This is a genomic window from Kutzneria viridogrisea DSM 43870 (assembly GCF_000525635.1).
GTDB classification, from domain to species: domain Bacteria; phylum Actinomycetota; class Actinomycetes; order Mycobacteriales; family Pseudonocardiaceae; genus Kutzneria; species Kutzneria viridogrisea.
This window is the reverse complement of record NZ_CP007155.1, coordinates 4444412-4463601: the sequence shown is the minus strand read 5'-3', so window position 1 is coordinate 4463601 and position 19190 is coordinate 4444412. Positions and strand designations below refer to the sequence as shown.

At 72.2% G+C, this 19190-nt stretch carries 7 protein-coding genes; 1 reads left to right on the top strand and 6 read right to left on the bottom strand.

Annotation, left to right across the window (positions count from 1 at the left end):
* Window positions 1-22 precede the first annotated feature (22 nt).
* The 4 genes from KALB_RS19590 to KALB_RS19575 form a co-directional block, all read right to left on the bottom strand.
* Complete coding sequence (locus tag KALB_RS19590; protein ID WP_025357412.1) at window positions 23-1840, bottom strand: ATP-binding cassette domain-containing protein; 1818 nt, start codon at window positions 1838-1840, stop codon at window positions 23-25.
* A 15-nt stretch (window positions 1841-1855) separates the two neighbouring features.
* Window positions 1856-3034: an OmpA family protein gene (locus KALB_RS19585; RefSeq protein ID WP_025357411.1), complete on the bottom strand. Its 1179-nt coding sequence runs from the start codon at window positions 3032-3034 to the stop codon at window positions 1856-1858.
* Between the two features lie 15 nt (window positions 3035-3049).
* Complete coding sequence (locus tag KALB_RS19580) at window positions 3050-4234, bottom strand: hypothetical protein (RefSeq protein ID WP_025357410.1); 1185 nt, start codon at window positions 4232-4234, stop codon at window positions 3050-3052.
* Between the two features lie 77 nt (window positions 4235-4311).
* Entirely contained in the window at window positions 4312-4833 is a 522-nt protein-coding gene (locus KALB_RS19575; RefSeq protein WP_025357409.1) for a hypothetical protein, read from the bottom strand.
* Between the two features lie 434 nt (window positions 4834-5267).
* Here KALB_RS19575 and KALB_RS19570 point away from each other — a divergent pair, with 434 nt between their 5' ends.
* Entirely contained in the window at window positions 5268-6170 is a 903-nt protein-coding gene (locus tag KALB_RS19570; RefSeq protein ID WP_025357408.1) for a DUF4231 domain-containing protein, read from the top strand.
* Between the two features lie 16 nt (window positions 6171-6186).
* Here KALB_RS19570 and KALB_RS19565 read toward each other — a convergent pair whose 3' ends face one another.
* Both KALB_RS19565 and KALB_RS19560 read right to left on the bottom strand, forming a co-directional pair.
* Entirely contained in the window at window positions 6187-12006 is a 5820-nt protein-coding gene (locus tag KALB_RS19565) for a type I polyketide synthase (RefSeq protein ID WP_042220560.1), read from the bottom strand.
* Complete coding sequence (locus KALB_RS19560) at window positions 11999-18892, bottom strand: type I polyketide synthase (protein WP_052360470.1); 6894 nt, start codon at window positions 18890-18892, stop codon at window positions 11999-12001. The genes KALB_RS19565 and KALB_RS19560 overlap by 8 nt, the downstream gene beginning before the upstream one ends.
* Window positions 18893-19190 lie beyond the last annotated feature (298 nt).

The window sequence follows — 19190 nt, the reverse complement described above, 5'->3', positions numbered from 1 at the left end:
GACGCGCCGCTGAACTGGTTTGTCATTCTTGTGTCTCCGTTGTGCCACAGGCATTGCACACTGTTTCGGCGGCATACTTCCGCGCCAGTTCCCCGGTGGATCGCGCCAGCACCTTCCGCAATCCCCGGTCGTCCTGTGCGCCGAGGGTGCCCGGCAGCGCGGCCGGGTCGCCGCTGAACACGAGGCGCCCCTTCGTCCCGATCACGACCACCTGGTCGGCGAACCTGAGGTCCGCCACGGAGCGCGCGGTCATGAGCACCGTGCAGCCGAGGGCGGCCACCTCGCGGAGGCCGGACATGACAGGTCGGGACATGCGGAGACCGAGACCGGAGATCGGCTCGTCCAGCAGCAAGAGCCGTGGCTCGGCGAGGGCCTCGACCGCGATCGACAGCTGCCTGCGCTGCCCCTTCGAGAGCTGATCCACCCTCTTGTCCACAAAGGACTCCAGGCCGAGCAGGCGGCACACGCGGGCGACCGGGGCGCGCAGCTGCCCGGACCGGTCCGGCCGGATGTCCGACGGGCGCTGCACGCGGTCCGCGTGCTCGAGCTCCCTGCGCACCGTCCACTTCCCGCGCAGACGGGGGTGTTTCGGCACAAACCCCGTCCAGGTCCTGATCTGGTGCAGGTGCGTGCGCATGTTCAGGCCGTGCAAGTGCAGAGCGCCGCTGGAGGGCGACTCCCCCAGCAGGGCCGAGAACAGCGCGACCGAGCCGGGCTGGGTTGGTTCGAGGATCGCCAGCACGGTCCCGGCCCGCTGGGCGAAGGACACCCGGGTCAGCTCGGGCACCACCTTGTCGCCGTGCACCACCTGGCTGGACAGAGCGCGGACGAGGAGCCCGAACCGGTCGACCGGGGTCCTGATCAGGTGCTCGCCGTCCGCGCTGACCCGGAAGCGGTGATCGGCGAGGTAGAAGTCCGAACCGGGTTCGAGGTGGACCCGTCGCGCAGGCCTTCCGGCGTGGCAGGTCCGGCTACCGCGACCGAGGTCACGCAGCAGGGTGCGATCGCCTTTCCTGGTCAGCACGGCATGTCTTGCCGCCACGCCGTAGCCAGGCACGACCAGGTCGGCGTGGTCCGCGCAGGATCCGATGACCAGCCCGTCGCGGATCGGGTGGATTTCGCCGTCCAGCTCGGGTCTGGGCGCCTGGTCCGCGGCGGGCGCCAGGTCGGGTGCGGGCGGCAACGGGGTTGGCTCGGCGAGCCCGGCCTGCTCCCGCAGCCATTCGGGCAGGGTGGGTTCGAGCAGGTCCATCGCCTGCGCCACCAGCCCGGCCCGGGGATGACTGCGGACCAGCTCGCTTCGGTACGACGCGAGTCGCCGGTGACAGCGCGCCTGCACGACTCGTACCCGCTCCCCCACGCCCTCAGCCTGTCTTCGGAGCCACGTCTGGGTGGCCGCCAGTTCCCGCTTGCTGTCTTGGACTTCAGTCCGCGCGGCCCGCACGGCTTGCCTGGCAGTCAGCAACCCGCGTGCGTGCTCGCGCAGCCTGCGTCGCCGGATCTCCGGCGCGGCACGGCGCTCCTCCCCCGGCCTGCGGTGGGTCAGCACCCCGTCCTCCGGCTGGACCGCCAGTTCGCGAGCCCGTTCCCTGGCTCGCCCCAGTACGGACTCGGCCTGCCGTAGCCTGTCCAGCGCGCGGGCACGTCGGCGCTGGTAGTCGGCGTGGATCGCTTGGTAGCGCAGGCGTTCCTGCTCGTACTGGGTGCAGGCCCAACCGGTCAGGCGATCGCGGTGCGGGGTGGACAGCGGTGCACGACCGGGCAGCGGTATGCCCGCGCTGCCGTCGCGCCACCCGTGCCACCGGTCCGCCAGGCGCGCCACCGGGTCGTAGGAGGTCATCGGCCCTCGCTCGCCTCAGGCCGAACAGGTGATGTTCATGATCACCTTGCGGTTCTGGCCCGCCGGTCCCGGCAGCAGCCGTCCGTCCGGACCGACGTCGGCCAGGTGACCCGGCCAGTCGGTGCCGACCCCGCGGGCGGTCAGGTGATCGGCCGCCACCTGGAACTCGACCAGCACCGCCTTGACCGCCTCGGCTCGCCGCATGGACAGCTCCACCCGCCCGGCCATCGGGCCGTCCGTGGCGGTCGTCCCGATCAGCTCGGCGCGGTGCCTGCCGTCCCGCAGTACCTCGGCGAACTTCCTCAGGGTCTCCCGCGCCGCCTGCGGGTCCCGGAAGGTGTCGGTGTCGGCGTTGAACGAGATGTTGTCCCGCTCACCGAGTTCCACCGTCCCGCACAGCTGGGGAGCCGGTGCCGGTGGCGGCGCGACGACCGCGACCTCGGGTTTGTCCCCGACGGACTTGTCCGTGTTGCCCTGGGCAATCGTGACCACGCAGGCGCCACTGGCCTCGGCGACGGCCTTCCACGTGTCCACCACCTTGGCGCGCAGGTTGTTGTCCAGCACCGGTTGCGGCGGGGCGGTGTTGCCCAGTCCGACCAGGAGCACGGTGCGGCCGTGCAGGTCGGGCAGCAGCCTGCCCTCGGTGAGGTACTTGGCGACCTCCGCCGGGTTCGCCTGGAGCAGGCCGTCCTTGGCGAAGTCCAGCGGGGCGACGGTCTGCAACCCCGAGTCGACCAGCACGACCGTTCCGCCGGGCTGGGTGGTCCTGGCACCGACGGACAGGGCCGTCAGCACGTCCGCCTGCGGGGAAACCGCCGTGATCTGTTTGCCGAACGCCGACTGCGCCGCGGCGAGGTAGCTGGTGACGGCCTGCTTCTCGGCTTCGGGGTTGCCCGCGGTGGGCGGCGGCGCCTGGTCGAAGACGATCCGCGGTTGCCCGTCGACCCTGATCAGGGTGAGCCGCTGGTGGTTCTTGGCCGCCGCCCGCATCAGGTCCTGGACTTCCGGGGGCAGCTTGGGCTTGGGCACGTTGGCCCGCGCACCGACGGCGACGGCCAGCGGTGCCGAGTTGGACAGCGGGCAGGGCGAGGCCGGTGTGACGGGCTGGACCGTGGAGGGAGCCGGCGCGCAGCCGCACGTCAGCAGCGGCAGAACGGCCAGCAGGGCGGCGGAGAACACGGCGGTGCGCTTCATGATCCTGTCCTGTGTCTACGCGCTTGCGGGATAGGTAGGGGCTTGGCCACCGGGAGCCGGTACGAGGTGGATGAGCGCGTCGGTCAGCGCCGGGTCCTGTGCCTTGGCCGCGATGAGTTCCCGCGCATAGCTCTTGAGCTCCTTGGCGAACGCGAGAACGATCTCCCGGTGCCGGTCGCGCTTGTCCTCGGCGGCGGCCAGTGCGGACAAGTGCGTTTCCGCCAGGGCCTTCTGCCGCTGGTACGCGGCGGTGCTCACCGCGACCCGCTGGACGGCTCGATCGTGCACCTTGGCTGCTTTCAGGTAGGCGCTCTGCAACCTGTTCGTGGTGAGGTAGGCCCCCACCCCGGCCACCAGCCCGCTGCCCAGGTAGAGGGCGAGGAAGGTCGCGGCGGCGGGAACGGCGAAGGACTCCCCCGACTGCGACTGGTCCGCCTCGCCCAGCGAGAAGTCCCCAGAGGTGACCGGCACACTACCGAACTTCAACCGCACCCAGGCGGCGAGCAGGCCCAGCAGGAGCCAGAGCAGGGCGCACAGCGGCGCACCGGCCGCGGGCACCCACCGCACCCCGGCCTTGCGGTCGCGCAGCATCATTCCGGCGCAGTGCGCGAGGGCGAGCACGATCGCGGTGAACCCCAGGACCAGTACCAGCGCGACGGCCTGGGCCTGGTCGCGCATCACGAGTTGGATCACCTGGAAGAACGCGGAGATGTCGGCGCCCACCGCGAACAGCAGCGCGATGAGGTAGGCGTAGCTGCCCCTGGTGCGACCGGCCAGCAATGCCGTGTCGGCGTAGCCGGAGTCCGCGTACGGCACGCTCGGCGGTGCCTGCGTGGCACCGGGCTCCTCGGTGGCACGCGGTGCGAGCGCTCCCGGCGAGGCGTTGCCGTGCAGCCTCGCCTCGGCGGCGTCGCGCGCCTTCCTCAGTTCTGCCAGGCGGAGTTCCTCGTGCCTGAGCTGGATCTCCAGCCTGGGCAGGGCCGCGTTCGCCCGGCCGGCCCGCACCTCCGTGTGCAGCCGGTAGTCCTGGTAGTCGCAGTCGAGCTCCCCCAGCCGCTGCTCCGTCCTCGCGTCGATCCACGAGTCCAGGACGTCACCGCTGGCCTCGTCCACCGCGCCGGGCGCCAGCCGGTCCACGTGTTCGGCGATCTCCCGGTACGCCGCGGTGCGGCCGACCGCCGCGGGCTCGAACTCACTCACCCTCGCACCAGTGGAGTCAGCACGCCGACCACGACGAAACGCCACGCGCGGAAATTTCATGATTGCCATCGGCTTTCTCATGTTTGCTCAGCCACTTCCGTCGGCGAAGGAACCGCCGGAACGAATCGCTCGTTGACCTCACCACCCTGCGGATGGCTCCGGACGAAGGACGCCCAGTAGTTGAAGATCCTTCTCGTTCCGTGCGCGCAGGCCTGCTGGACGCGGCTCCTGGTCACGTCGTCGAGGATCGTCATTCCGGATTCGACGGCGGCGACCCGCTGGAGCAGTTCGCCGAGGCGCTCCTTTTCCTTCGTGTAGTGCTCGACCGCCGCCACCCGGCACCGTTCGAGCTCGGCGAGCCGCCGTCGCCGCACGTAGCACTCGGAATGCAGCACATCCGCCCCACGCGCCCACCTGGTCAGGTCCTGGTCCTTCTCGAGGTCGGCAAGCGCCTGGGCGGCCAACTCGGTGCGCTCGATCTGCGCGTCCAGCGGCGCGAGGTGCTTCGACCGCAGCCGCTGCATCCAGGCCTGCTCCCGGTGGTGCCGCGCCACCTCCCAGGACATGCGCTGCTCGGTGAGGCTCACCAGTTCCGCCACTCGTGGCGTGGTCACGGTGCGCCGACCTGCCTCGGGAGCGGTTTCCGGCACCCCCACGATGCGCCTGCGGCCGTCGCGACGGCCGGCGCGCGCGTCAGCCCAGCGCGCCGTGGGCCAATAAGCGACTTGCCGAACCGACCGGCGCCGCCACCCGAGATAGGGGTTGTGCAGCGCCAGCCAGGACGGGACCAGAAACGATCCAGAAATAGCATCCCCCAGGCGAATGGCAAATACGTACTCGTGGGCAGATTCTGCATCTCGCACCATTTGCACATCAAGTACCAAATCAGTGCCATTGCTAGGACACGGTAGTGACATCCGCCCGGGCAGGCGGATCGATGACACTTCCACGCCACTTCACGGACCTTCCTGTCCCAAGCCGTCACGGGTCATAAGCTCCCGTTCAATCGAAGCGCGCGGAGGGGATGCGAGGCGTGGTCACCACGGAACGAGGTCTGGTCAACCCGGATCTGCCCGGACTGTTCGAGGCCGCGGACTCCGCTTCGCTGGCCGGACAGCGGCAGTACGCCGCAACGGTGCGGCTGCGCCTGCTGCTCGCGATCCTCGCCGCCATCACGGGGACGATCAGCTTGCGGACGGGCCCGGCCGGGGTCGACCTGGCCGCGGTGTGCACCGCGATAGCACTGACCGCCATCTCGCTGACCCAGCTCAGTCTCAAGACCAACCGGCCGGAGGAAAGCTGGTACGACGGGCGGGCTCTCGCCGAGTCCGCCAAGAGCCTCGCCTGGCGCTACAGCGTCTGCGGGGTGCCGTATGCCAAGCAGGACAACGAGAAGGACGCCGAGCACCGGCTGGTCGAGCAGCTGTCCCGCTTGTTGGACGAGGCACCGACCACGAGCGTCAAACTGTCGCGGCGGCCCGCGGTCACTGCGACCATGCACGAGCTGCGCGCCGGGGACCTCGCCACCCGCAAGGCCGCGTACCTGCGGTTCCGCATCGGCGACCAGCAAGCCTGGTACGCGCGCAAGGCCGAGTTCCACGAGCGTCGCGCGGCCCGGTGGCACACCGCGCTGCTGGTCATCGAGATACTCGGCGTCACGGCGGCGTTGGCCAAGGCGGCCCGGTTCATCGACCTGGACCTCGCGGGCGTCGCCGCGGCACTCATCGCCTCGGGCACGGCGTGGATCAACCTGCGCCAGCACGCCACGCTCGCGCGGGCCTACACCTTCGCGGCCAACGAGTTGACGATCGCCCACTCGCGCCTGGAACTGGTCGAGGACGAGCAGAGCTGGGCGGGCGAGGTCGCCGACTCCGAGGAAGCCGTGAGCAGGGAGCACACCATGTGGCGGGCATCCCGGTCGCGCCCGCAGGACTGAGCGCGGGCCTGGCCGTTCAGTCGAAGGCGCTGCGCATCCAGTCCTCCATCAGAGCCGCCGTGTGCGGGGCGTGTTCCTCCAGCATGGTGAAGTGGTTGCCGCGAGTCACGGCGGCAGTGTGCTCGAAGGGCCACACCGGCTCCCAGTCCGGCGGCCACCCCTCCAACGGGCTGCCCGCACGCACGAACAGCGATGGGATCGGCAGGTCGGTGGGCGTCCAGTCGAACCTCTGGTAGTGCAGCATGGCGGTGATCCAGCCGTTGTCGCCGGACAACGCGTAGTTCGGGTCGTCCAACCGGTGCTGGAGTTCCTCCCCGAGTCCGGGCAACAGGCGGACCAGCCGCTCGTACTCGCTGGGGATGTAGCTGTCGAGCATCGCCACCCCGGCGGGCGGGGTGCCCTGCTCGTACAGGTGCCGGGCGAGTTGGTGGGCGACCAGGCCGCCGGAGGACAGCCCGGTGAGCACGAAGGGCCGGTCCCCCAGTTCGGCGCGCAGTCCCGCGGCGTGCACCTCCAGCAGCAGGTCCCGGGTCCTGGGCAGTGCCTCGTCGCGGAGGAATCCCGGCTGCCGCAGCGCGAAGACGTCCCGCGTACCGTGGAACGGCCTTGCCAGGCGGGAGTACTGCACCGGATCGGAGGTGCCGACAACCGCGGTGACGCACACCAGCGCCGGTCCTCGGGCGCCGGTGGCCAACCGGACCGGCCGGGGCGGTCGCGGCAGCTGGTCCAGCGAGGTGAACCAGGCGCGCGACTGCTCCCAGTCAGAGGTCCCGGCTCGGATGATCTGCTGCCTGACGTCCTCGCCCTCGTCCGCCGCGATGGCGTCGTCCTCGCCCCTGGCCAGCAGCTCCGCCAGGTATCGGGCCAGTACCACCGGGGTCGGGTGGTCGAAGGTGGCGGTGGCCCGCAGCCGCAGTTCCAGCGCCTCGGCGAGGTGGTTGCGGATGCGGACCGCGGCCAGCGAGTCCACCCCCATCTCCAGGAACCCGGCGTTCGGGCTGAGCTCCGCGGTGCCGTCATGCCCGAGGGCCAGCGCGACCTTGTCCAGCACCAGGTCCACCAGTGCCCGTTCCCGCTCCACACCGGTGAGCGGGTCGAACAGCGGGCGCAGGCTCCCGGCCGGGGTTTCCCGCCGGTCCACCAGTTCCCGCAGCAGCGGCCGGTCCTGGGCGCCGTCCAGGGTGAGCCGGGCGGGCACCAGCACGGGGTTGGCGAGGCCGACCGCGGCGTCGAACAGCGCCAGTGCCTCCTTTGTGGAGAGTTCGTCGACCGCCGGGTCGAGGTGGCGGGTCATGTCGCTGCGCTCCGCCCACAGGCCCCAGGCCAGCGAGATCGCGGGCAGTCCCTGGGCGCGGCGGTGGTGGGCCAGCCCGTCGAGCACGGCGTTGGCGGCGGCGTAGTTCGACTGGCCCCCGCTGCCCGCGGTGGCCGCGGCCGAGGAGAACAGCACGAACGCCTTCAGCGGCAGGTCCCTGGTCAGCTCGTGCAGGATGAGCGCGGCCTCCGCCTTCGGCCGCAGCACGGCGTCCAGGCGCTCCTGGGTCATGGTCAGCACCACGCCGTCGTCGAGCACCCCGGCCGCGTGCAGCACGATCGTCGGCCGGTGTTGCTCGAGCAGCCGGGCCAGCTGCTCCCGGTCGGCCACGTCGCAGGCGGCCGTCGTGGCGGTGGCGCCCAACTCGGCGAGCTCGTCCACCAGGTCCGGGGCGCGGCCACCGCGGCTGACCAGCACCAGCCGTCGCACCCCGTGCGCGGTCACCAGGTGCCGGGCCAGCAGCCCGCCGAGCGTGCCGGTGCCGCCGGTGATCAGCACGAGGTCCTCGGCCCCGGCGAACCTCGCCGGGGCGGGCGGGTGGACCCGCACCAGGCGGCGTGCCAGCACCCGGCCGCCGCGCAGGGCGAGCTCGGGTTCGTCGGCGGCCAGCGCGGCGGTGATCGTCAGCGGGGTGATCTCGTCGGCGTCCAGCAGCACGAAGCGGCCGGGTTCCTCGGTCTGGGCCGATCGCACCAGACCCGTGACGGCCGCGCCCGGCAGGTCGCCGACGTCCTCACCGGTCACGGCCGCCACCGCGCCCGAGGTGAGGAACACCAGCCTGGACGCGGCGAATTCCGGGCGCGTGATCCACCGCTGGACCAGCGCCAGCGCGCGGTGCGCGGCTTCCCGCACCGATCCACCGGACCCGGCGACGAGCACCGCCCTCGGCGCGGGCAGGCCAGCCGAAACCACGTTCTCCAGCGCCTCCAGATCCGCGAACACCGGGAAGTGATCGGTCTCGATCCCCACGGCCGCAACGACTTCCGAGGCAGTACTGCTCGCGGCGCGCACTTCGACCCACTTGCTCCGGAACAGCGCGTCCCGCGGTGCGTCACCCCGTGCGGCGGCCGGTCGCAGCACCAGCGAATCCACCGACAGCACCGGTGCACCTGTGCCATCGGTCACGGTCAGCCGCACCGAGTCGTCCACCGAGCCCCGGAGCCGCACGCGCAACACCGCCGGTTCAGTGGCGTGCGCGGTCACCCCGGTCCAGGCGAACGGCAGCACCGCTCCATCGGTTGCCGTGACCTCACCCCCGAACCCGATGGCGTGCAGCGCCGAGTCCAACAGCGCTGGGTGGACCACGAACCCGCGGACGTCCACCGGGCAGGCCACCTCGGCGAAGACCTCGTTGTCGCGCCGCCACACCGCCCGCAATCCCTGGAACGTGGGACCGTAGCGCAGACCGCGCCCGACCAGTGCCGGGTAGAGACCGTTGTGCGACACCGATTCCGCGCCCGCAGGCGGCCACTGCCCGATCGGCTCGGGCTCGGCGTGCTCGCGGCTCAGCACGCCTTCACCGTGGCGCACCCAGTTCGCACCGTCCACTTTGGCGTGCAGGAGCAGGTTGCGCCGCCCGGTGCCGTCCGGTGCGCCGACCCGCAGCTGGACCGTGGCCGCGGCGTCGTCCGGCAGCACCAACGGCCGCTCCAGGGTGAGCTCCTCGACCACTGGGCAGTTCGCGGCAGCGCCCGCGCGCAGGGCGAATTCGAGCCACGCGGTGCCGGGCAGGACCACCTCGTCCAGCACCCGGTGATCCGCCAACCACGGCGAGGACGGCACCGACAGGCGGCCGGTCAGCACCAGTTCCTCGCTGTCGGCCAGTTCCACCGGCGCGTCCAGAACGGGGTGACCACTGGTGCGGGTCTCCCCCGGTGTCAACCAGAACCGCTTGCGCTCGAAGGGATAGGTCGGCAGCTCGACGAACCCGGGAGCGTCCGGCCCCGCCCAGACGGTCCACTTCGGACGCAGACCGCGGACGTGGAGTTCGGCGAGCGCGGCGAGAAACGCGCCACGGCCGCTTTCGGCTCGGCGCAACGTCCCGGTGACCACGGCCTGGTCGCCGACGGCCGCCAGCACGGCGGGAACGAGCACGGGGTGCGGGCTGACCTCCACGAAGAACGAGTGCTCGGGCACGGGGAGCCCGGCCACGGCCTCGTCGAACCGCACCGGCATGCGCAGGTTCCGGTACCAGTACCCGGCGTCCAGTTCAGTTCCGGCGAGCACGGTCGCGGTCACCGCGGAGTGGAACGGGATGTCCGCGGCCTTGGGCGACACTGGAGCCAACTCGGCGAGCACCCTCTCGCGGACCAGCTCGACCTGGGGCGAGTGGGACGCGTAGTCCACCGCGAGCTTGCGCACCCGGACACCGGATTCGGCCAGTTCCGCCAGCAACTGGTCGAGCGCGTCGAGGTCCCCGGCGACCACCGAGGACTCCGGGCCGTTGACCGTGGCGATCGCCAGCCGCTCGTCCAACCGGGGCCGCAACTGGTCGGCGGGCAGTTCCACCGAGGCCATGCCGCCGCGACCGGACAGCGTGGTCAGCGCCTTCGCGCGCCGGGCGACCACCAGCGCGGCGTCCTCCAGCGAGAGCGCACCGGCGACGTGGGCGGCGGCGATCTCGCCCTGGCTGTGCCCGACCACCGCTTCCGGTTCGATGCCGCTGGCCCGCCAGAGCGCGGCGAGCGAGACCATCACCGCGAACAACGCGGGCTGCACCACGTCCACCCGGTCCAGCGATGGCGCGTCCGGCTGCTGCCGCAGCACCGCCAGCAGGTCCCAGTCGACGTGCGGTGCCAGTGCGCGAGCGCAGCGGTCGACGTGCTCCCGGAACACCGGAGAGGTCTCCAGCAGGTCCCCGGCCATGCCCGCCCACTGTCCGCCCTGCCCGGGGAAGACGAACACCACCTTGCCGGTCAGGTCGGCCACGCCTGTCACCAGGCCAGGCACGGCGGCGCCCCGGCTCAACGCGGTCAGCCCGGGCTTGGGGTCGGCGTCGAGCACCACGGCGCGGCGCTCGAACGTGCCGCGCGAAGTGACCAGTGCGTACGCCAGTGCCGCCGGATCCCTACCGTCCACATGCGACAGCAGCTGTCCGGCCCTGGCGCGCAGCGCGGAATCGGTGCGCGCCGAAAGCACCCACGGCAACTGCTCCACCGCGACGGACGCGGCTGACTCGGCCTGCGGCGCCTCTTCGATGATCACGTGCGCGTTGGTGCCGCTGATGCCGAACGAGGACACCCCGGCGCGCCGAGGTCGGCCCTCGACCGCCTGCCAGGGACGGTTCTCGCTGAGCAGCTCCACCCCGCCCGCACTCCAGTCCACTTGGGACGTTGGGCGGTCCAGGTGCAGCGTCTTGGGCAAGGTCCGGTGGCGCAGTGCGAGCACGACCTTGAGCACCCCGGCGATCCCGGCCGCGGCCTGGGTGTGCCCGATGTTGGACTTCACCGAGCCCAGGGCCAGCGGGGTTTCCCGGTCACGGCCGTAAGCGGCCTGCAAGGCCGAAGCCTCGATCGGATCGCCGAGCCGGGTACCCGTGCCGTGCGCCTCAACGGCGTCCACGTCCTGGCTGCGCAGCTCCGCGTTGGCCAGCGCGTCGCGGATGACCCGCTGCTGCGCGAGCCCGTTGGGCGCGGCCAACCCGTTGGAGGCGCCGTCGGAGTTGACCGCGGTGCCCCGCACCACGGCCAGCACCGGGTGACCGTGCGCGAGGGCGTCGGTGAGCCGCTCCACGACCACGACCCCGCCGCCCTCGCCCCAGCCAACCCCGTCCGCGGCCTCGGCGAAGGCCTTGCAGCGGCCGTCAGCGGCGAGCGCGCCCTGGTGCTGGAAGGCGCTGTACAGGCCGGGGGTGGACATCACCACCACGCCCCCGACCAGCGCGAGGTCGCACTCCCCGGTACGCAGCGACCGCACCGCCAGGTGCAGGGCCACCAGCGAGGAGGAGCACGCGGTGTCGATCGAGACCGACGGCCCCTCCAGCCCGAACAAATAGGCGACCCGGCCGGACAGCACGCTCGCCGCCGTGGCGGTCGCGAGGTGATCGGTGTGTTCCTCCATGTTGGCGCTCAGCAGTCGACGGTAGTCCTGGTCGCTGGTCCCGGTGAACACCCCGGTGCGGGAACCACGCAGGGTGGCCGGGTCGATCCCGGCCCGCTCCAGCGCCTCCCACGAGATCTCCAGCATCAGCCGCTGCTGCGGGTCCATGGCCTGGGCCTCGTGCGGGCCGATGCCGAAGAAGCCCGCGTCGAACCAGGCCGGGTCGGACAGGAACCCGCCCGCGCCGGTGAGCCCCCGCGGCCAGCCGCGGTCGGTGGGGAACGGGGTGGTGGCCTCGCGGCCAGCCTCGATCAGCCGCCACAGCGCGTCCGGGTCGTCCGCCCCGCCGGGAAACCGGCAGCCCATGCCCACGATGGCGATGGGCTCGCGGGCACCGGACTCGGCCGCGCGCAGGCGTTGCCTGGTGTCCCGCAGCGCCGTGGTCAGGCGTTGCAGGGTGTCGAGCACCTTGTCGTCAGCCATCGAGGAGACCCTCCGCTGCCAGGGAGATTTCCCGTTCGGCCCGGCTGAGCGCGTCGTCCAGGTCTGTCGCCTCAGCCTGCGCCGCCGGGGGTTCCGGTGCCGGTTCGGGGTGCGCGTCCGGGGTCAGCTCGGCGTCCAGGTACCCGGCCAGCGCGGTGGGCGTGGGGTGGTCGAACAGGGCGCTGGCGGGCACCCGCAGCCCGGTCCGCGAGCTCAGCTGGTTGCGCAGCTCCACCACGCCCAGGGAGCTGAGTCCCTGTTCGTGGAAGGGTTTGCCGGGCTGGACCTGCGCGGCCGAATCGTGTCCGAGGATCAGGGCGGTGTGCTGGCACACCAGTTCGCGCAGCGCCCGGACGCGTTCGGCCTGGGACATCCCGGCCAGCCGCGCCACGAGCTCGGACGCCTCCGCCCGCGGCTCGGCCTCCTTGCTCTGGCGCACTTCCGGCAGCTCCGCGAGCAGTGGGCTGTGCCGGGTGGTGGCGAACACCGACAGGAACCGGTCCCAGTCCACGTCGGCGATCACCAGGCCGGACTCCTCGCGCGCGAAGGCCGCGGCCAGCGCGGCGATGCCCAGCTCGGGGTCGAGCACCGTCATGCCGTTGCGGCGCAGCCGGGTGCCCACGGCCGCCGCGTCCGCCCCGTCCACGGCCATGCCACCGGCGCCCCACGGTCCCCAGGCCAGCGAGGTGGCCGCCAGCCCCTCGGCGCGCCGCTGGTCGGCCAGCGCGTCGAGGTAGGTGTTGGCCGCCGCGTAGTTGGCCTGACCGGCGTTGCCCACCGCGCCGGTCGCGGAGGAGAACAGCACGAACGCGTCCAGCCCGCCCGCGAGTTCGTGCAGGTTCCTGGCGCCGCCGACCTTGGCGTGCAGGACCCGGGCCAGCCGCTGCGGGTCCAGTGCGTCGATCACGCCGTCGTCGAGCACCCCGGCCGCGTGCGCGACTGCGGTCAGCGGCCGGTCCGCCGGGATCCCGGCGAGCAGGGCCGCCACGGCCTGCCGGTCGGCCACGTCGCAGGCGACCGCGTCGACCTCGGCGCCGAGCGCGGTCAGCTCCGCGACGAACTCGGGATCGTTGGCGTGCCTACCGGTCAGCAGCAGACGTTGCACGCCCTCGGCGGCCAGCCACCGCGCCAACTGCCTGCCCAGCGCACCGAAGGCGCCCGTGATCAACGTGGTGCCACGCCGCGGCCACTCGCGCGGTGCCAGGTCCCCTCGGGTTCCGGCGGGCGCGCGCAGCAGGCGCCGGGCGAACACACCGGAGGCGCGCACAGCAACCTGATCCTCCGAGGCCGAGAGCACGCCGGCCAGGCGTTCGGCCACAGCGAAGTCCAGTGTCGAAGGCAGATCCACCAGCCCGCCCCACCGCTGCGGGTGCTCCAGCGCCGCGACCCGGCCGAGCCCCCACACCATGGCCTGCACCGGGGAACCGAGCCGATCACCGTGCCCGGTGGACACCGCCGCCTGCGTCACACACCACAGTGGCACCTCGAACTCGGTGTCCCCCATGGCCTGGATGAGCGCGGTGGTCAGTGCGAGCCCGGCAGGCACCTCGGTCGCGCCCGGGTGCGGCCGCTCATCCCAGGCCAGCAGGGACAGCACCCCGTCGACCGGTTCGCCGTACCGCCAAGGCGCGAGCAACTCGGCGATGTCGGCGCGACCGGCACCGGCCTGGACGGGCAGCACCACTGCGCTGAGCGCCGCGCGGATGGGCTCCGGCACGGGCAGGTCCGCGGAGTGCACGACGATCCAGTTCCGCTTGCGGGCAACCTGGTCGGCAACGGGCTGCCAGGTGATCCGGTACCGCAACCGGTCCACCGCGGCGTCCTGGTCGTGGCTGCGCCGCCACCGTGCCATCGCGGGCAGCAGCTCGGTGACCTTCGGGTCGGCGCCGGTGCCCAGCAGGTCGCCCAGGCGCTGGAGGTCCTCGCTCGCCACGGCCTCCCAGAACACCGAGTCGGCCTGTGGGGTGCGGGGGTGGTGCACCTCCTCGGGCATCAGCCAGAACCGCTTGCGCTGGAAGGCATACGTGGGCAGGTCCACCCGCCGTGCCCCGCTCCCGGCGTACCACGCCGACCAGTCCGGGCCGTGGCCGCGCACGTGCAGTGCCGCCACGGCGCCAAGCACGTCCTCCTCGCGCAGGCCGGGGATCACGGCCGAGTCGATGGCTTCGGTGAGGCAGTCAGCGGCCATCTCGGTGAGCGTGGTCTGCGGCCCCAGCTCCAGGTACGTCGTGACGCCCTGGTCCTGGAGGGTCCGCATGCCGTCGAGGAACCTGACCGTGCCGCGCACGTGGTCGACCCAGTACTCGGGGGAACACAACTGTTCGTCGGTGGCCAGCCGACCGGTCAGGTCGGACACGATCGGGATCCGGGGTGGCTGGTAGTCCAGACTCCTTGCCACGGAACGGAACTCGTCGAGCATGGGGTCCATCAGGGCGGAGTGGAACGCGTGGCTGACCCGCAGGCGCTTGGTCCGGCGCCCCTGCGCGCGGAAGCGCTCGGCCAGCGCGGCAACGGCCTCCTCGGTTCCGGAAAGCACCACGGAGCGGGGGCCGTTCACCGCGGCCAGGGACACGCCCGGGGGCAGCTGCTCGACCTCGTCCATGGAGGCCGCCACCGCGTACATCGCGCCCTGCGGCGGCAAAGCCTGCATGAGCGAGCCCCGCGCCGCCACCAGCCGACACGCGTCCGGCAGCGACAGCACCCCGGCCACGTGGGCGGCGGCCAGTTCGCCGATGGAGTGGCCCAGCAGCAGATCCGGCCGGATGCCCCAGCTCTCCAGCAGCCGGAACAGCGCGACCTCGAAGGCGAACAGGCCAGTCTGCGCGAATTCCGTGCGGTCCAAGGTGTTCTGGTCCGCGCCGAACACGACGTCCCGCACCGGCAGGTGCAGTCCCGTGCACACCTCGTCGAAGGCCGCGGCGAAGACCGCGTACCGCTCGTGCAGCCCGCGTCCCATGCCTGTGCGCTGGCTGCCCTGTCCGGTGAACAGGAAGGCCAAGCCGCCCTCTGCAACCGCGCCGACGGTCAGGCCGGGATCGGTCCTGCCCGCGGCCAGCGCCGTCAGCGCACGCCGCAGCTGGTCGCGGTCGCCGCCGGTGAGCACGGCCCGGTGCGCCAGCGCGGAGCGGGCCGTTGCCAGCGAGAAGCCCAGGTCGCGCTCGCCGAGCTCGGGGTGGGCCTCGCAGTGCGCGGCCAGCCGTGCCGCCTGCGCGCGCAGTGCCGCCTCCGACCCGCCCGAGACAGTCCACAGTGGAGGAACATCGGCACCGGGTTCCGCCGGGGCCTCCGGTTCCGCCGGGGGCTGTTGCAGGATCACGTGTGCGTTGGTGCCGCCGATGCCGAACGAGGACACCCCGGCCCGCCGGATCGGACCCTGATCGGGCCACGGGGTGGACTCGGTCACCAACCGCAGCCCAGCCGCCCAGTCCACATGGGAACTGGGCCGATCGACGTTGAGGGTGGCCGGGACCGTGCCGTGCCGCATGGCCAGCACCATCTTGATCACGCTCGCCGCCCCGGCCGCGGCCTGGGTGTGCCCCAGGTTGGACTTCAGCGACCCCACCAGCAGCGGCCGGTCCGGCGGCCGGTGCGCGCCGTAGGCCGCCAGCAGCGCACCGGCCTCGATCGGATCGCCCAGCTGCGTACCGGTGCCGTGCGTCTCCACAACGTCCACATCGGACGGTCGCAGCCGGGCGTCGGCGAGCGCCGAGGCCAGCAGCCGTTGCTGGGCGGCGCCGTTGGGCGCGGTGAGTCCGTTGCTGGCTCCGTCGGAGTTGACCGCGGACCCCGTGATCAGCGCGAGCACCGGGTGGCCGTTGCGGCGTGCGTCGGAGTACCGCTCCAGCAGGAACATGCCGCCGCCCTCGGCCCACGCGGTGCCGTCGGCGCCCTCGGCGAACGGTTTCGCCCGCGCGTCCGGCGCCAGGCCGCCCTGCCTGCTGAACTCCACGAACACCATGGGCGAGGACAGCACGGTCACCGCCCCGGCCAGTGCCAGCGAGCACTCGCCCCGGCGCAGCGCCGTGGTGGCCAGGTGCACGCCCACCAGTGAGGAGGAGCACGCCGTGTCGATGGACAGGTTGGGGCCCTGCAACCCCAGGGTGAACGAGATCCGGCCGGAGGCCACGCTGGCCACGGTCCCGATCGCCAGGTGCGGTCGCCCGGTGACACCGGCGTGCCCGGGACCGGTGCCGTAGTCGCTGTGGGTCAGGCCCGCGTAGACCCCGGTATCGCTGCCGCGCAACGTGGCCGGGTCGATGCCCGCCCGCTCCAACGCCTCCCAGGACAGTTCGAGCAGCAACCGCTGCTGCGGGTCCATCTCCAGGGCCTCGTGCCCGCCGATGCCGAAGAACGCGGGATCGAACTCGGCGGCCTCGTGCAGGAATCCGCCCTCGCGCACGTAGCTGGTGCCCGGCCGCTGCCGCTGCGGGTCGTACAGGGCGGCCAGGTCCCAGCCGCGGTCCTCGGGCATCGGCGCGATGACGTCACGGCCGGAGGCGACCAGCTGCCACAGATCCTCCGGGGACTGCACGCCGCCGGGGAAGCGGCAGCTCATCCCTACGATGGCGATCGGTTCCTCCGATCCGGTGCGGCGCGGCACGACGGCGGCGGGCCGGGGCGCGCGGCCGTCCAGGTGTGCGGCCAACTGGTTCGGGGTGGGGTGGTCGAACAGCGCGGTCGCGGCGATCCTGAGCCCGGTTCGCCTGCGCAGCCGGTTCACCAGCTCCACGGCCGCCACCGAGTCCAGCCCGAGTTCCAGGAACGACCGGTCGGGCCGGTAGTCGGCCTTGACCAGCGACTCGGCCTCGGCCCGGATCAGCCGCGGCAGGTCGGCTGCGCGGGATTCGGTGCGGGCGGGCTGGGCCACCTCGGTGGGTAGGTGCGCGCGGCGGCCGCCCCAGCCGCGGAACACCTCCGACCAGGCCACCGGGACCCCGTGGCCGTGCAACTCCCCCAGGGTGCCCAGCACCGCGCGCAGGTCGGACTGGCCGCCGCGCAGCGCGGCGGTGACGAGCACGTCCCCTGCGGCGGCCTCGGGCAGGGTTTCCTCGACCAGGGCCGCGAGCACCCCGTTGGCGCTCATGTCCACGTAGGTGTCCACGCCCGCCGCGGCCAGGCCGGTCACGCAGTTGAGGAAGTGCCCGGTGCCGCGCACCTGGGCGCCCCAGTACTCGGGCAGGCACACCACCGCTGGGTCCGCACCGAGCCCGGTGTGCACCGGGATGAGCGGGATCCGCGGCGGTCGCGCCGACAGGCCGCGCGCGAACTGCTCGAAGTCCCCGGCCATCGCGGCCATGTGCGGGGAGTGGAAGGCCCGGTCCACCGGGAGCTGCTTCACCTTGCGGCCGCGCTCAGCCCACAGCCCGGCCACGCGCAGCACCGCCTCGCGGTCACCGGAGACGACCACGGAGTTGGGCGCGTTGACCGCGGAGATCGCGGCCAGGTGCTCAAGCCCGGCCAGCGACTCCCGAGCCTCGGCCTCGGTGACGCGCATGGCCACCATCACGCCGCCGACCGGGGTCTTCTCCCGGAACAGCCGGATCCGCTCGGCCAGCAGCGCACACACGTCCGGCAGCGAGTACACCCCGGCCGCCGTGGCCGCGGCCAGCTCGCCCACCGAGTGGCCGACCACGAAGTCCGGGCGCACGCCCCAGTGCTCGAACTGCCGGAACAGCGCCACCTGCAAGGCGAACAGCGCGTCCTGGGTGTACAGCGCCTCGTCGGCGGGCGCGACCTCGGGACGGCCCTCACCCAGCAACAGCTCGCGCACCGACCAGGTGGACACCGCGTCCAGGTGGTCGCACACCTCGTCGAGCGCGTCGGCGAACACGTCGAACAGCGGGTACAGCTCGCGGCCCATGCCCGGCCGCTGCCCGCCCTCGCCGGGGAACATCAGCGCCACCTTGCGCTCGGTCCCGGCTCGCACCGCACCGCCCCGGCCCGCGGCCAGTTCCGCGAGGCCCGCGGCGAGCTCCGCCCGGTCCCCGCCGAGGACCACGCCCCGGTGCGGCAGGTGCGACCGCGCCAGCGCCAGGGTGTGCGCGGCGTCCAGCAGGTCCGGGGCTTCGGGTCCGGCCAGGTGGGCTCGCAGGGTTTCGGCCTTGCCGCGCAGGGTCTCCTCGCTGTCGGCCGACAGCACCAGCGGCAGCACCGGCACCGAGGCCCGCGCCGGGGGCAGCGGGCGCGCGGGCGGTTCGGACAGCACCAGCGCGCAGGCCGTACCGGCACCGTCAGCGGAGCTGAGCACCGCGGTCAACCGGCGGTCCAGGTCCAGCGGCACGCCGGGCACCGGGATCTGCCTGCGGTTGAGCAGCACGGGCAGTTCCAGCAGCGCGGCCGCCGCGTCGTCCTCGTCCAGCGGCTGCTCGCCGTCGAACAGGCCGTCCAGCACGGCCTCGCCCGAGTGGTACCCGCGCCGCCACAGGAAGTGGATCCCGTCCTGGTCCACCCCGGCGCGCTCGCAGGCCTGCCGCACGACCGGTCCCCGGCCCAGCGCACTGCCGTCGAGTACGCAGTGGATCGGATCGCCGTCCGCGATCGCGGATGCAATCCGTTTCAGTACGAGGAATCCGCACACGTCCGATAAAACCCCGGCCAGCGCCAGTTCGGATTCACCCATGTGAACACTCTGTACGGCCAGATGTACTACCGCGGCGGGCTGGATATCAGCCGACAGCACGGGACCCAGCACACCGATCTCAGCGGCGATCAGATCGGCCTGCGCCGTGCTGAACACGCCGACCGTCGCGTTCCCGAGCGATTCGGGAACGATTCCGGCGTTCTCCAGGGCACGGCGTGCCGCTTCGGCGGGCGGCACGGTCCACGGGCCGCTCGACATGCCGATCAGCGCGATCGAAGAGGGAGGCGTGGTGCTGCCGAACCGCATTGGACCACCTGTCCTGTCGTCATACACCCTCGGCCGAAAAGCGCCGAACCGTGCCGCGGACACGTCATCTCCGGGAGATGTCACACATTTCCCGTTCCCCCGACAAAGGGCAGTGAGATTTCCACCCTAGTCAGGCCTATTAAATGCCTTCAAGGCCATTCACCCACGCTGAGTAGTCATTTTAGTGAATCCACTAGTCTTACCGACCGGGCACTCGACGGTAAGCGCTCTCATGCCATGGTGGGATCTCTGGCACAGACGAAGTCCGGCTCGAATAGTCGAATTGACCACTCAAAGC